General features: G+C 66.8%; 12 protein-coding genes. 6 read left to right on the forward strand and 6 right to left on the reverse strand.

The genetic code is table 11. The annotated features are described in order from the left end of the window. Positions 1–155 precede the first annotated feature (155 nt). Both Ga0080574_RS09160 and Ga0080574_RS09165 read left to right on the forward strand, forming a co-directional pair. Positions 156–1,829 (forward strand): bifunctional protein tyrosine phosphatase family protein/NAD(P)/FAD-dependent oxidoreductase, encoded by a 1,674-nt coding sequence (locus tag Ga0080574_RS09160; protein WP_076697608.1) that lies wholly within the window; start codon positions 156–158, stop codon positions 1,827–1,829. Positions 1,830–2,048: 219 nt separating this feature from the next. Beyond that, positions 2,049–3,821, forward strand: coding sequence for a SulP family inorganic anion transporter (locus tag Ga0080574_RS09165; RefSeq protein ID WP_076697611.1), 1,773 nt, complete (start codon positions 2,049–2,051; stop codon positions 3,819–3,821). On the opposite strand, the gene Ga0080574_RS09170 is transcribed toward Ga0080574_RS09165, so the two are convergent. Both Ga0080574_RS09170 and hemE read right to left on the reverse strand, forming a co-directional pair. Beyond that, complete coding sequence (locus Ga0080574_RS09170) at positions 3,768–4,487, reverse strand: metallophosphoesterase (protein WP_076697613.1); 720 nt, start codon at positions 4,485–4,487, stop codon at positions 3,768–3,770. The genes Ga0080574_RS09165 and Ga0080574_RS09170 overlap by 54 nt on opposite strands. A 193-nt stretch (positions 4,488–4,680) precedes the next feature. Then, a complete protein-coding gene (hemE, locus tag Ga0080574_RS09175) occupies positions 4,681–5,712 on the reverse strand; it encodes a uroporphyrinogen decarboxylase (protein WP_076697615.1) in 1,032 nt (343 codons plus the stop codon). 89 nt (positions 5,713–5,801) lie between these two features. Here hemE and hemC point away from each other — a divergent pair, with 89 nt between their 5' ends. Continuing rightward, positions 5,802–6,764 (forward strand): hydroxymethylbilane synthase, encoded by a 963-nt coding sequence (hemC, locus tag Ga0080574_RS09180; protein WP_076697617.1) that lies wholly within the window; start codon positions 5,802–5,804, stop codon positions 6,762–6,764. A 157-nt stretch (positions 6,765–6,921) separates the two neighbouring features. Here the strand turns inward: hemC and Ga0080574_RS09185 are convergent, their stop codons facing one another. After that, entirely contained in the window at positions 6,922–7,908 is a 987-nt protein-coding gene (locus tag Ga0080574_RS09185) for a quinone oxidoreductase family protein (protein ID WP_076697619.1), read from the reverse strand. A 203-nt stretch (positions 7,909–8,111) separates the two neighbouring features. Between Ga0080574_RS09185 and Ga0080574_RS09190 the strand changes: the two genes are divergently transcribed. Next, positions 8,112–8,966: a DUF2189 domain-containing protein gene (locus Ga0080574_RS09190; RefSeq protein WP_076697621.1), complete on the forward strand. Its 855-nt coding sequence runs from the start codon at positions 8,112–8,114 to the stop codon at positions 8,964–8,966. Between the two features lie 32 nt (positions 8,967–8,998). On the opposite strand, the gene Ga0080574_RS09195 is transcribed toward Ga0080574_RS09190, so the two are convergent. After that, the gene (locus Ga0080574_RS09195; RefSeq protein ID WP_076697623.1) at positions 8,999–9,982 is read right to left on the reverse strand and encodes an NAD(P)H-quinone oxidoreductase; all 984 of its coding nucleotides are present in this window, start codon (positions 9,980–9,982) and stop codon (positions 8,999–9,001) included. A 19-nt stretch (positions 9,983–10,001) separates the two neighbouring features. After that, positions 10,002–10,688, reverse strand: coding sequence for a COQ9 family protein (locus tag Ga0080574_RS09200; RefSeq protein ID WP_076697625.1), 687 nt, complete (start codon positions 10,686–10,688; stop codon positions 10,002–10,004). A gap of 115 nt (positions 10,689–10,803) precedes the next feature. On the opposite strand from Ga0080574_RS09200, the gene rpsU reads away from it, so the two are divergent. Together rpsU and Ga0080574_RS09210 are read left to right on the forward strand one after the other, a co-directional pair. Then, positions 10,804–11,010 carry a 30S ribosomal protein S21 gene (rpsU, locus tag Ga0080574_RS09205; RefSeq protein ID WP_007818122.1) on the forward strand — a complete coding sequence of 69 codons (207 nt, stop codon included), beginning with the start codon at positions 10,804–10,806 and terminating at the stop codon, positions 11,008–11,010. A gap of 215 nt (positions 11,011–11,225) precedes the next feature. Further along, positions 11,226–12,569, forward strand: coding sequence for an alpha/beta hydrolase (locus Ga0080574_RS09210; RefSeq protein WP_076697627.1), 1,344 nt, complete (start codon positions 11,226–11,228; stop codon positions 12,567–12,569). Positions 12,570–12,637: 68 nt separating this feature from the next. On the opposite strand, the gene serA is transcribed toward Ga0080574_RS09210, so the two are convergent. Then, positions 12,638–14,233, reverse strand: coding sequence for a phosphoglycerate dehydrogenase (gene serA / locus Ga0080574_RS09215; protein WP_076697629.1), 1,596 nt, complete (start codon positions 14,231–14,233; stop codon positions 12,638–12,640). Between the last annotated feature and the right edge of the window lie 10 nt (positions 14,234–14,243).

Genomic DNA, 14,243 nt, shown 5'->3' on the forward strand with positions numbered 1-14,243 from the left:
GCCGGGGCCCCGCGCCGACGCCAGAGACAAAAATACCGGTCGCGCCGCTGCAATCAGCCGCGCCCCATACGCTGCGACCCTCTGGCGCGTGACAAATTCTATATTGCGAATATATAAAACGCCAATCCCGATTCCCGCCCTGGAGGAGACGCGCTTTGGAATTCCGCAAGATCAACGACGACCTCACGGTCTCACCGCAGATCGCCACAGACGACATGGCCGAGATCGCCGCCGCCGGCTATCGCTCGATCATCTGCAACCGCCCCGATGGCGAGGGCTCGGACCAGCAGAGTTTCGAGGAGATCGAAGCCGCCGCCAGGCAGCACGGGCTGGAGGCGCGCTATCTGCCGGTGGTTTCGGGCAAGGTGCAGGACGGCGATGCCGAGGATTTCGGACGCGCCCTGCGCGAGCTGCCCGGCCCGGTCTTTGCCTATTGCCGCACCGGCACACGCTCGACCACGCTGTGGTCGCTGGCGCAGGCCAAAACCATGTCCACCGCCGAGATCCTGATGGCCGCCAAGAACGCGGGCTATGACATGGCCGGCGTGGTGCGCCGCATCGTCAATGGCGGCAAGACCCCCACCGATACCGGCGATGCCAGCTTCGACGTGGTCGTGGTGGGCGGCGGCGCGGCGGGGATCGCTGTTGCGGCAAGCCTCAAGGCGCGCCTGCCCAGCCTGGAGATCGCGCTGCTCGATCCGGCGGATGTGCATTACTACCAGCCCGGCTGGACCATGGTGGGCGGCGGCATCTTCGAGCCGGAAACCACCGCCAAGACCATGGGCAGCCTGATCCCCAAAGGCGTGCACTGGATCAAATCCGCGGTCGCCGCCTTTGAGCCCGGCAACAACGCCGTCGTGCTCGATGGCTGCCGGGTGGTGAAATACGACCGGCTCATCGTCTGCCCGGGGCTCAAGCTCGACTGGGGCAAGGTCGACGGGCTGGTGGAGACGCTGGGCAAGAACGGCGTGACCTCGAACTACCGCTACGACCTCGCGCCCTATACCTGGGAGCTGGTGAAGGGGCTGAAGACCGGGCGCGCACTCTTCACCCAGCCGCCGATGCCGATCAAATGCGCCGGCGCGCCGCAGAAGGCCATGTATCTCTCGGGCGATCACTGGTTCCGCGAGGGCGTGCTGCCCGATATCGACATCCAGTTCATGAACGCGGGCGGCGTGCTCTTCGGGGTGAAGGATTACGTCCCCGCGCTGGAGCAATACGTGAAGAAATACGGCGCCACGCTCAACTTCTTCCACAACCTCGTCGCGGTGGACGGGCCGGCGAAGAAAGCCACCTTCGCGGTGAACAAGCCCGAGACAGAGCCGGAAACGGTCGAGCTGGAATTCGACATAATGCATGTCTGCCCGCCGCAGACCGCGCCGGATTTCATCCGCGTCTCGCCGCTGGCCGATGCCGCCGGCTGGGTCGATGTCGACCAGAACACCCTGCGCCACAAGAGCTATGACAATATCTGGAGCCTCGGCGACGTGATGAACGCGCCCAACGCCAAGACCGCCGCGGCGGCCCGCATGCAGGCGCCCATCGTCGCCGAGAACGTCGCCGCCGATATCGAGGGCGCCAGCCCGCGCGCGATGTATAACGGCTATGGCTCCTGCCCGCTGACGGTGGAGCGCGGCAAGATCGTGCTGGCGGAGTTCGGCTATGGCGGCACGCTGCTGCCCAGCTTTCCGAAATGGGTCATCGACGGCACCAAGCCGACCCGCGCCGCCTGGCTGCTGAAAGAGCAGATCCTGCCGCCGATCTACTGGAAGGCGATGCTGCGCGGCAAGGAATGGATGGCCAAGCCGGAGAAGGTCTCGGCGAGCTAACGCGGTTGCCCGGCCATGAGGCCCCGGAACAGGTCCGGGGCGGGTGGTTCAGAGCTCCCCGCCCCGGGCTTGACCCCGGGGCCTCCACCTCTCCCGTCCCGCGACATTCTGGAGCATCGCGCATTCTTCCCTTCAAAAATTCTGTGTTTTGAATATATCTACGCCGCAAAGGGCGACTCCCCCGTTGCCCGTCTCTGACCGAATTGCAGGACAGCCCTCATGAATGTGCCCCGCCCCTCCCGCGATCTGCTCACCCGCTACCTGCCGATCCTGACCTGGGCCAAAACCTACAACCGCGACACCGCGACCTCGGACCTCGTCGCGGCGGTGATCGTGACGATCATGCTGATCCCGCAATCGCTGGCCTACGCCCTGCTCGCCGGCCTGCCCGCCGAGATGGGGCTCTACGCCTCGATCCTGCCGCTGGTGGCCTATGCGATCTTCGGCACTTCGCGGGCGCTGGCCGTCGGGCCGGTGGCGGTGGTGTCGCTGATGACGGCGGCGGCGATCGGCCAGCTCGGGCTGACCTCACCGGCGGAGATCGCGCTGGCCGCGATCACGCTGGCCTTCATCTCCGGCGTGTTCCTGACGCTGCTCGGGGTGCTGAAACTGGGCTTTCTGGCGAATTTCCTCTCCCACCCGGTCATCGCCGGCTTCATCACCGCCTCGGGCATCCTGATCGCCGCCTCCCAGCTCAAGCATATCTTCGGCATCGACGCGGGCGGCCACACGCTGGTGGAACTGGTCCGCTCGATCTTCGAACATCTGGGCGAGACCAATCTCATTACGCTGGTCATCGGCGTGGCGGCCACCGCCTTCCTGTTCTGGGTCCGCAAGGGGCTCAAGCCGCTGCTGATCAAGGCCGGCCTGTCGAAGCGCATGGCCGATATCTTTGCCAAGGCCGGACCGGTCGCCGCCGTCGTCGTGACGACGCTCGTCGCGTGGATCTTTGCCCTGGGCGACAAGGGCGTCCGGCTGGTGGGCGAGGTGCCCATGGGGCTGCCGCCGCTCTCCGCCCCCTCCTTCGATCCGGGCATGTGGCAGACGCTGCTGCTGCCCGCCGTGCTGATCTCGATCATCGGCTTTGTCGAGTCGGTCTCGGTGGCGCAGACCCTCGCCGCCAAGCGCCGCCAGCGCATCGACCCCGACCAGGAGCTGATCGGCCTCGGCACCTCCAATATCGCCTCGGCGGTCACCGGCGGCTTTCCGGTGACCGGGGGCTTTTCCCGCTCGGTGGTGAATTTCGACGCCGGCGCCGAGACCCCTGCGGCGGGCGCCTATACCGCCGTGGGCATCGGCATCGCCACGCTGGTGCTGACGCCCCTGCTCTATTTCCTGCCCAAGGCGACGCTGGCCGCAACGATCATCGTGGCGGTGCTGAGCCTGGTGGATTTCTCGATCCTGAAAAAGACCTGGCGCTACTCCAAGGTGGATTTCACCGCCGTCTCCGCCACCATCGTGCTGACCCTGCTGGTCGGCGTCGAGATGGGCGTCTCGGCGGGCGTGCTGCTGTCGATCTTCCTGCATCTCTACAAGACCTCGAAGCCGCATGTGGCCGAGGTCGGGCTGGTGCCCGGCACCCATCACTTCCGCAATGTAAAGCGCCACACGGTCGATACCCTGCCCGGCGTGCTGACCCTGCGGGTGGACGAGAGCCTCTATTTCGTCAACGCGCGCTTCCTGGAGGATTACGTGCTGGAACGGGTCGCGGAATGCGAGAACCTCAACCATGTGGTGCTGATGTTCCCCGCCGTGAACGAGGTCGACATGAGCGCGCTAGAGACGCTGGAAGAGCTCAACCGCCGGCTCTCGGAACAGGGCATCAGGATGCACCTGACCGAAATCAAGGGCCCGGTGATGGACCGCCTGCAACGCTCGCATTTCCTGCAAGATCTGTCGGGCGAGGTCTTCCTGTCGCAATACGACGCGTGGTGCGCGCTAAAGCCGGACGCGCCCGTGGGATCCCAGCAGAAAGACGTCGCGGCCCAGTAGCAGCGCCGGGTAGAGCGGACGGCCATAGCCCGCGCCCCCGTCCATGTTGAGCCGGTTGGGATAAAGCTGCGGCACGTCGATGGCGGTGTGCCCGTGCACCACCAGCCTGCCATGGTCGCGGGTGTCGTTCAGAAAGGCACCGCGAATCCAGATCAGATCGTCCTCGCTCTGCTGGTGCAGCGGAATGCCGGGCCGGATGCCGGCATGCACAAAGATCTGCTGCTCGGTCTCGTGGAACCGCGGCAGCGCCGCCAGCCAGTCGCGATGCGCCTGCGGAACGGCGGCCACCGCCTCGGCATGGATCTCGCGCGGGTCGCGGCGCGGATCGGCATCCACCCCGTAGGATTCGAGCGTCTTGTCGCCACCGATGGGCCGGTCGGTATAGAAATGCGGATTGCGCGTCTGCGGATCCTCATAGAACGGATCGTCGAGATAGCGCAGGAAAAACCGGTCGTGATTGCCCATCAGGCAGATCCAGTTCCGCCCCTCCGCCTGCCCCTGCATCAGCGCCTCGATCACCGCGCGGCTGTCTGGCCCCCGGTCGACGAAATCGCCGAGGAACACGACGGGTGCGCCCGCCTCCGGGTCGCCCGCGATACGATCGAGCGCATGATGGAACTGGGCGAGCTGGCCGTGAATATCGCCTACGGCAAAAATCGGGTGCATGGGAGGCGTCCTTTCCTGTGCCGGAGTGATGCCGCGCGCCGCAGCGCAGCGCAACCCGCGCGGCACGGAAATCCCGCCGGCGCATGTCAGCAATGCGTGATCCCAAGGGCCCTCACGCCGATGCACAACCCTGATGCTGCAAACTCGCGTGACGCAGTCGCGTAAAGGCTGCCCCGGTCAGCACAGCCCCGACTCAGGCGCCTTCGCGCACCGTGTCCACCATCAGCCGCACATTCTCCGGGTCGGCATCCGGCGTGATCCCGTGGCCGAGATTGAAGATATGCGGCCCCTTGGAAAACGCCTTCACCACCCGCCTTGTCTCGTCCACCAGCGCCTGCCCGCCGGTCACCATATGCGACGAGGCGAGATTGCCCTGCACGCAGCCATCCACCTGCACATGCTCCGCCGCCCATTCCGGCGTCACACTGTCATCGACCGCAACGCAATCGGCCCCGGTGGCCTGATGGAAGCCGACATAGCCCTGCCCCGCCTGACGCGGAAAGACGATGACCGGCAGGCCGGGATGCCGCGCCTTCAACTCCTGCGTGATGATCCGCGCGGGCTCCAGCGCGTAGCGGGTGAAATCCTCGCCCTCCAGCGAGCCCGCCCAGCTGTCGAAGAGCTTGACCACCTCGGCCCCGGCCTCGACCTGCGCCGACAGATAGTCGATCGTCGCCTCGGTCAGCCGGTCGATGATCTTCTCGAAGAGCGCCCGGTTCTCCGCCTTCAGCGCATGCGCCGGCCCCTGATCGGGGGTGCCGCGCCCGGCGATCATATAGGTGGCCACCGTCCAGGGCGCCCCGGCGAAACCGATAAGCGTGGTCTCCTCCGGCAGCTCGCGGCTCAGGATCCGCACCGTCTCGTAGATCGGGTTCAGCGTGTCGTGGATCATCTCGCCGCGCCCGAGCCTGTCGAACTCCGCGTCGCTGGTGATGGTCGAGAGCCGCGGCCCCTCGCCGGTCACGAACCACAGATCGGCGCCCAGCGCCTGCGGCAGCAGCAGGATATCGGCAAAGAGGATCGCCGCATCGAACCCATAGCGCCGGATCGGCTGAAGCGTCACCTCGGCGGCCAGTTCCGGATTGTAGCACAGCGACAGGAAATCGCCGGCCTGCGCCCGTGTCGCGCGGTATTCCGGCAGATAGCGCCCGGCCTGCCGCATCATCCAGATCGGCGGCGTGGGCAGGGTTTCTCCGGCCAGCGCCCGCAGGATCGTCTTGGTCATCTCGCAGCCTCCCAATCGCGTCGCAGGCGGCAATATGTCAATTCGCGCCCCATTGCCACAGCCATTCCCGCGACATAAAGCTTCGCCCCATGACGATGACCCTGCCCACCCCCGCCCAGCCGCTGAAGATCGGCACCCGCGGTTCGCCGCTGGCGCTGGCCCAGGCCCACGAGACCCGCGACCGCCTCGCCGCCGCCTTCGGGCTGGCAGCGGAGGCCTTCGAGATCGTGGTGATCAAGACCACCGGCGACGACCGCAGCATGATCGCCGCCGACCGTCCGCTGAAGGAGATCGGCAACAAGGGCCTCTTCACCAAGGAGATCGAAGAGCAGCTTCTGGCCGGCGGCATCGACATCGCGGTGCATTCGATGAAGGACATGCCGGTGGAACAGCCCGCCGGTCTGGTGCTCGATTGCTACCTGCCGCGCGAGGATGTGCGCGACGCCTTCATCTCTCCCGGCCATGCCGGGCTCGCCGCGCTGCCCGCGGGCACCGTGGTCGGCACCTCCTCGCTGCGCCGCCGCGCCCAGCTGCTGAGCCGCCGCCCCGATCTCACGGTGGTGGAATTCCGCGGCAACCTGCAAACCCGGCTGAAAAAGCTCGAAAACGGCACCGCCGCCGCCACATTCCTCGCCATGGCCGGGCTGAACCGCATGGGCATGGCGGGCAAGGTGCCGATGACCGCGATGTCTCCCGACGAGATGCTGCCGGCGGTGGCGCAGGGCGCCATCGGCATCGAGCGCCGCGAAAACGATCCCCGCGCCCGCGACATGCTGGCGCGGATCCATGACAGCGAGACCGCCACCCGCCTCGCCGCCGAACGCGCCTTCCTGGCCGAGCTCGACGGCTCCTGCGAAACCCCGATCGCCGGGCTCGCCGAGCTCGACGGCACCAGCCTGCGGCTGCGCGGCGAGATCCTCTCACCCGACGGCAGCGCCGCCTATTCGGGCGAGCTCACAGGCCCCGCGACCGACGGCGCCGATCTCGGCCGCCAGCTCGCCCGCGATCTGCTGACCCAAGCCGGCCCCGGCTTCTTCGCCTGGCGCGACTGACCCCGCTCCGCCAGACCCCGGCGTTTCCATTGGCCTGAAATATCCCGGGGGAAAGCGCGCCCCGGCGCGCGAGGGAGCAGCGCCCCCACCCCGCCCGGGGCCGCCAAAGGCGGCGCCGGGCTCAGACAGGCGCGCCCGGCACGGGCGCACATCGCGCTCAGCTCAGCGTCAGGATCGTCTGGCCGGTGGTGCGCCGCGCCTCCAGCACCCGATGCGCCTCCGCCACATCCTCCAAGGGGAAACGCTGGTCGATGCGGATCTTCACCTCCCCCGCCAGCACCTTGGAAAACAGCGTCGCCGCCATCTCCTGGCAGGCGTCGTGATCGGCGATATGGGTAAAGAGCGTCGGCCGGGTCACCTTGAGCGAGCCCTTCTGCGCCAGCAGCCCCAGATTGAACGCCTCCACAGCACCCGAGGCGTTGCCGAAGGACATCATCATCCCCAGCGGCTTCAGGCAGTCGAGCGAGCCCTCGAAGGTCGCCTTGCCCACCGAATCCATCACCGCGTCCACGCCCTTGCCGCCGGTCAGATCGCGCACCTGCGCCACCCAGTCCTCGGTGGCATAGTTGATACAGGCATCCGCGCCATGCTCCAGCGCCAGCGCGCATTTCTCGTCCGAGCCGGCGGTGCCGATCAGCCGGATGCCCTCGGATTTCGCCCATTGGCAGGCGATCAGCCCCACCCCCCCGGCGGCGGCGTGAAACAGCACCGTATCCCCGGCCTTCAGCGGCGTGGTGCGGTGAAAGAGATACTGCACGGTCATGCCCTTCAGCATCATCGCCGCGCCCTCCTCGAAGGGGATCCCCTCCGGCAGCTTGCAGACCTGCGCCGCCGGCATCACCCGCGCCTCGGTATAGGCGCCGGGCGGCATCGCAGCATAGGCGGCGCGATCACCCGCCGCGAGATGGCTCACCCCCTCGCCCACCGCCTCGACAATGCCCGCCGCCTCCATGCCCAGCGCATGCGGCAGCGTCATCGGATAGAGCCCCGAGCGCTGGTAGCAGTCGATGAAGTTCAGCCCGCAGGCGGCGTGGCGGATGCGGATCTCGCCCGGCCCCGGCTCGCCCACCGGCAGATCGGCGAGCTTGAGCTTTTCCGGCCCGCCATGTTCCTCGATGATCACCGTTCTCGCCGTTGCGGCCATGGTCCTCTCCTCTGTCTCAGGCATCTGTTACCGCGAACCCTGCGCTGCCCTGCGCAGGGGCACAAGAGGGCACAAGACGTCGTGAACGCGCCGCCGCCCGATCCGTGCTACCCTGAACGGCACGCGGCGCCGGTCGGTCCGGCCCGCCAGCGTGCCGGCCGGACCCGCCTGGCGCCTCCCGCAACGCCAGAGGGAGGAGACTCATGGCCCAAACGATCGGAAACCCGCTATCCTGGACCGCGCAGCGCCTGAGCGGCGCCGGCGGTCATCTCGCCGCCGCCTCGCGCGAGCTGGGCAGCCAGGACGCTGCCGAACCGCAGGTCCGGCAGATGGACATGTCGGATATCGGCGCGTCCCTGCGCGCCGGCTGGGAGGATTTCCAGGCCTGCCGCAGCGACGTGATGTTCCTCGTCCTCGTCTACCCGGTGGTCGGCCTGCTGCTGATCGCCCTCGGCTTCCGGATGGAGCTGCTGCCGCTGCTCTTCCCGCTGATCTCCGGCTTTGCCATTCTCGGTCCGGTGGCGGCGGTGGGGCTCTACGAGATGAGCCGCCAGCGCGAGATGGGCGAGCAACCCCGCTGGGGCCATGCCTTTGCCGTGCTGCGCGCGCCCGGCTTCGGTGCGGTTCTGGTGATGGGGATCTATCTCGCGGCGCTCTTCACCGCCTGGATGCTCACCGCCGCCGAGATCCACCGCGCCACCATGGGCACCGCCACGCCCGACAGCCTGAGTGCCTTCGCGGCGCAGGTCACCTCCACACCGGGCGGCTGGGCGCTGATCGTGATCGGTTGCGCGGTGGGCTTTCTCTTCGCGCTGGCGGCGCTGGCCACCTCGGTGGTGTCCTTCCCGCTGGTGCTCGACCGCCCGGTCGGCGCGCCGGTGGCGGTGGCCACCTCGATCCGCGTGCTGAAGCAAAACCCGCGCGTGGTGCTGAGCTGGGGCGCGCTGATCGCCGTGCTGATGGTGCTCGCCGCGATCCCGCTGCTGCTTGGCCTGATCGTGGTGCTGCCGGTGCTCGGCCATGCGAGCTGGCATTTCTACCGCCGTGCCGTGGCGTAGGGCGGGTTTCACCCCGCCTGTCGCCCGCCGCTTTAGGCGACCTTCAACACGATCTTGCCCACATGCGCGGAGCTTTCCATCCGCGCATGTGCCTGCGCGGCATCCTCCAGCGCAAACTCCGAATCCATCACCGGCGCCACCTTCCCCGCGTCGAGCAGCGGCCAGACCTCCTTGCGCAGCGCCGCCGCGATGCGCGCCTTGGCCAGATCGCTCTGCGGGCGCAGGGTCGAGCCGGTGATCGTCAGCCGGCGCATCATGACATGGGCAAAGTTCAGCTCGACCTTCGGCCCCTGAAGGAAGGCGATCTGCACCAGCCGCCCCTCATCGGCCAGCGCCTTGACGTTGCGCGGCAGGTAATCGCCGCCCACCATGTCGAGGATCAGGTTCGCCCCGCCCTCGCCGCGCAGGATCTCGACGAAATCCTCCTCGCGGTAGTTGATCGCCCGCTCGGCGCCGAGCGCGGTGCAGGCGGCGCATTTCTCCGCCGAGCCGGCAGTGGCAAAGACCCGCGCGCCAAAGGCCGAGGCGAGCTGGATCGCCGTGGTGCCGATGCCGGAGGAGCCGCCATGCACCAGAAAGCGCTCGCCGGCCTGCAAGCCGCCGCGCTGGAAGACGTTGGACCAGACGGTAAAGAAGGTCTCGGGCAGGCAGGCCGCCTCGCGCAGCGCCATGCCCTCGGGCACCGGCAGGCAATGGGCGGCCGGCGTCGCGACGTATTCCGCATAACCGCCCCCCGGCAGCAGCGCGCAGACGCTGTCGCCAATGGCGGGCCAGCTCACCCCCGGCCCCACCGACACCACCTCGCCCGACGCTTCGAGCCCCGGCAGATCGCTGGCGCCCTTGGGTGGCGCATAGCTGCCCGCACGCTGGAGCGCGTCGGGCCGGTTCACCCCGGCCCAGGCGACGCGGATCACCACCTCGCCATGCCCGGCGACGGGCACGGGCCGGTCCGTCAGGCGCAGCACCTCGGGGCCGCCGGGTTCGGAAATCTCGACGGCGCGCATGCTGTCAGTCATGTAGTTTTCCCAAATGCTCTTATCTCGGGGCGGTCCAGCCGCCCGGCAAATCGTTCTCTCGCACCGATCGCGGCGCGCGGATGCTGCTTAGCACCCGTTCGGGGCCTGCGAAAACCCGTTTCAGCAGCCGGTTGTCGCGCATCCGGGCCTTTGTCTGCTCGATTCGCATCACGTCCTCGATACGGCGGTCGAGAAACTCCCAGGTCGCGTGATGATCGGGCGAATCGTCGCCCAGCCAGTAGAGCACCGTCGAGGAATAGACCCCGCTCAGCGTCGCGCGCTTGGTGTACCAGTTGAAATCGCGGGCGGTGTCGCCGAGCGCGCCCCAGATCCGGTCGGATGTGCACCAGATCAGCTTGGCGCCGTCGGGCGCATAGATCGGCAGCGCAAAGAGCGTCGTGCCGCGCCGCACCGCCTCGCGGTCCTTGACCACCTCGATCCGCGTGCGCACGGCACGCGTGACCTTGTCGCGATATCGGAGCCCGTCATCGTCAAGTTCCTGAAGCCGCGTGATCATGGCGTCGTCGCCGCGCTTGTGAAACGCAACCGCCATGTCCACCGCGCCCCGCGGATAGAGCCCCCGGGCTACCACCGGGTCAATATCCGCATCCGTCACCGCCGCGCGGAAGGTCGTTTCCGACCAGCCATCGAAGGCGACATGGTTCAGCGCCGCATCCAGCAGGCGCCCAGCTATGTCATCTGTCATGGGGCCTCTCCTTCGACTCAATACATAGGAGTCTAGACAATTCTGCCAAGGCGCGCTATACGGGCGCTTCCTGCAATTCCTTGCAACTCAAACTTAGAAAGGTGGTGAAAACCACATGCAGGTTAGTGTTCGCGACAACAACGTCGATCAGGCGCTCCGCGCCCTGAAGAAGAAGCTGCAGCGCGAAGGCGTGTTCCGTGAAATGAAGCTTCGGCAGCATTTCGAGAAACCGTCCGAGAAAAAAGCACGCGAAAAGGCCGAGGCGATCCGCCGTGCCCGCAAGCTGGCACGCAAGAAAGCCCAGCGCGAAGGTCTCCTCTGAGATCTCGCCGCCTAAGGTCACGCAGCTGACCTTCCGACACAGAAGACGACCCCCGGGGCTGCCGCCTTTCGGGGGTTTGTCATTTCCTGGGGTTCCCATTTCAGGGAAAAGACCCCGCAAAGCCCCTATAGGCTGCAGAAATCCGTGATAGGCTCGCGCCGGACTGCCGCAGGATTTTGCGGTGGCCGCGATATTGTCCTGACAGGATTTCCGACATGACCGATGGCATTTCCATTCTGATCCTCGTGCTGCTGGCGGCGGTGGTCGCCGTGGCGCTGATCCGACGCAAGCCGCCCCGCCCGAAAACCGACAAGCCGCCCAAGCCCCCGGAGGCCCAGGCGCCGAAACCGTCCGAGACAGGGGATGATGCGGAAGAGATGGCCCCGCCCCCCTTCGAACCAGAGTGGGAACGCGAGGAAACGCCGCCCGAAGACGCCCTCAGCTGGGAGCGGGAAACCGCCGCGCCCGAGCCCGAACTCGCGCCCCCCATGCCGGCGCCGATGCCGGAAATGGCCGCTCCGGTGGACAACCGTTACTGGGTGCAGCGGCTGTTCTTCGGCACCGACCGCAATGTCGAGCGCCAGGAGGAGACCGGCCCGGTCTTTGGCCACAGGCGCGCCAACGCGCTGAAGCTCGGCCATACCGACATCACCATTCCGCGCGAGGCGCACCGGCTGGGCAAGGTCGAGCGCCCCAAGGAGATCACGCTCTTCAAGGTCACCCTGTGGAAGCAGGCAGAGGATCCCGCCAAGCACTTCACCGTGCACAAGACCGAGATCCTGAGCGAGACCGCCTTTACCGGCATGGCCGCCGAGGCCGCTCAGAGCGCCGCGACCTATGCCAATACCGCCTTTGTCTTCATCCACGGTTTCAACACCACCTTTGCCGAGGCGATGTTCCGCGCCGCGCAGCTTGCCCACGATCTCGGATTTGACGGGCCGGCCTTTGCCTATAGCTGGCCTTCGGTGGGCGAGACGCTGGATTATGTGACCGACATGGACAGCGCCGACAACGCGGTCACCTTCATCGACCGGTTCCTGGAGATCGTCTTCAACGTGCCCGGCGTCGAGAAGGTCCACCTCGTCGCGCATTCCATGGGCAACGCGGCGCTGGCGCAGCTCCTGACCCATGCGGGCACCAGCCTCAGCCAGCGGGGCCGCGCCATCGAGCAGCTTGTGCTCGCCGCGCCGGATCTGGATGCCGGCGAGTTCGGCAATATCCACAGCCACTTCACCGCCGCGGCCAAGGGCGTCACGCTCTATGCCTGCGCCTCCGACCGCGCCCTGCTGGCGGCGCAGAAGATCCGTGGCGACTACATAAGGCTCGGCGATGTAGGGCCGGAGGGGCCGATGGTGGTGCCCGGGGTCGATTCCATCGACGTCAGCGCGGTGGGCACCGATCTGTTTTCGCTCAACCACAATGTCTATGCGCAGGATCGCGGCGTGCTCGACGATCTCGGCGCGCTGTTCCTGACCGGGCAGCGCCCGCCCCGGCTGCGCATGCCGACGCTGGAAGAGATCGCCGGGCAGAGGGGCATCTACTGGCGCATGCCGCGCTGACCCCAGCCACGACACGAAAAAAGGGGCGCCGAAACCGGCGCCCCTTCGCATGTCCGACCGGTGCGGCCTCAGGCCACGTCGAATTGCAGCGGCTTGACCTGCTTGAAGAGACCGGTCGCCTTCAGCGCGTCGACAACGCTCGGATCCAGCGCCTCGTCGAGATAGGAGATGGCGATGGCCTGGCCGCCCTGCTTCGACCGGCCAAGGGTGAAGTTGGCAAGGTTCACCTTGTGCTCGCCCAGCATCGTACCCAGCGTACCGATGATCCCCGGCATGTCCTCGTTGGTGGTGTAGAGCATGTGCTCGCCCACCTCGGCGTCGATATTGATGCCCTTGATCTGGATGAAGCGCGGCTTGCCGTCCGAGAACACGGTGCCGGCAATCGAGCGCTCGCGCTTCGCGGTCACCATGGTCACCTTGATATAGCCCTCGAACACGCCCGACTGCTCCTGACGGGTGGTCGAGATCTGGATGCCGCGCTCCTTGGCGATCACCGGGGCGGAGACCATGTTCACTTCGGGCGAGATCGACTTCATGATGCCGGCGATGGTGGCGCAGTTCAGCGCCTCCAGGTTCATCGTCGCGGCCTCGCCGTCATAGAGGATGTTGATCGCCTTGATCGGCTCGTCGGTCATCTGGCCGATGAAACCGCCGAGATGGCCGGCGACCTTGATCCACGGCCCCATGACCTTGGCTTCCTCGGCGGTCACCGAGGGCATGTTGAGCGCGTTCTGCACGGCGCCGGTCAGCAGGTAATCCGACATCTGCTCGGCCACCTGAAGCGCCACGTTCTCCTGCGCCTCGGTGGTCGAGGCGCCAAGGTGCGGGGTGCAGACCACATTGGGCAGGCCGAAGAGCGGGTTCTCGGTGGCGGGCTCTTCCTTGAACACGTCAAAGGCCGCACCGGCCACATGGCCCGACTTGATCAGCTCGGCCAGCGCCGCCTCGTCGACCAGACCGCCACGGGCACAGTTGATGATGCGCACGCCCTTCTTGGTCTTGGCGAGGTTCTCCGCCGAGAGGATATTGCGGGTGCCGTCGGTCAGCGGCACATGCAGGGTGATGAAATCGGCGCGCTTGAGCAGCTCGTCGAGCTCGACCTTTTCCACCTGCATCTGCTGCGCCTTCTCTTCCGACAGGAAGGGATCGTAGGCCACGACCTTCATCTTGAGGCCACGGGCGCGGTCGCAGACGATACCGCCGATATTGCCGGCACCGATCACGCCGAGAGTCTTGGCGGTCAGCTCGGTGCCCATGAACTTGGATTTCTCCCACTTGCCGGCCTGGGTCGAGGCATCGGCGGCGGGGATTTGGCGCGCCACGGCGAACATCAGCGCGATGGCGTGTTCGGCGGTGGTGATCATGTTGCCGAAGGGCGTGTTCATAACGATCACGCCTTTCTTGGAGGCCGCTTCCTTGTCGACATTGTCGGTGCCGATGCCGGCGCGGCCCACGACCTTGAGCTTGGTGGCGTGCTCGAGGATGGTCGGCGTCACCTTGGTGGCCGAGCGGATGGCAAGGCCGTCATACTCGCCGATGATCTCGGCGAGCTTTTCCTTGTCCTTGCCCACATCGGGCAGGAAATCCACATCGATGCCGCGATCACGGAAGATCTGGACGGCGGTTTCCGAGAGCTTGTCGGAGACGAGAACTTTGGGAGCCATGGGTCTGGTC

Origin of the sequence: Salipiger abyssi, from assembly GCF_001975705.1 — a bacterium.
Lineage (GTDB): Bacteria > Pseudomonadota > Alphaproteobacteria > Rhodobacterales > Rhodobacteraceae > Salipiger > Salipiger abyssi.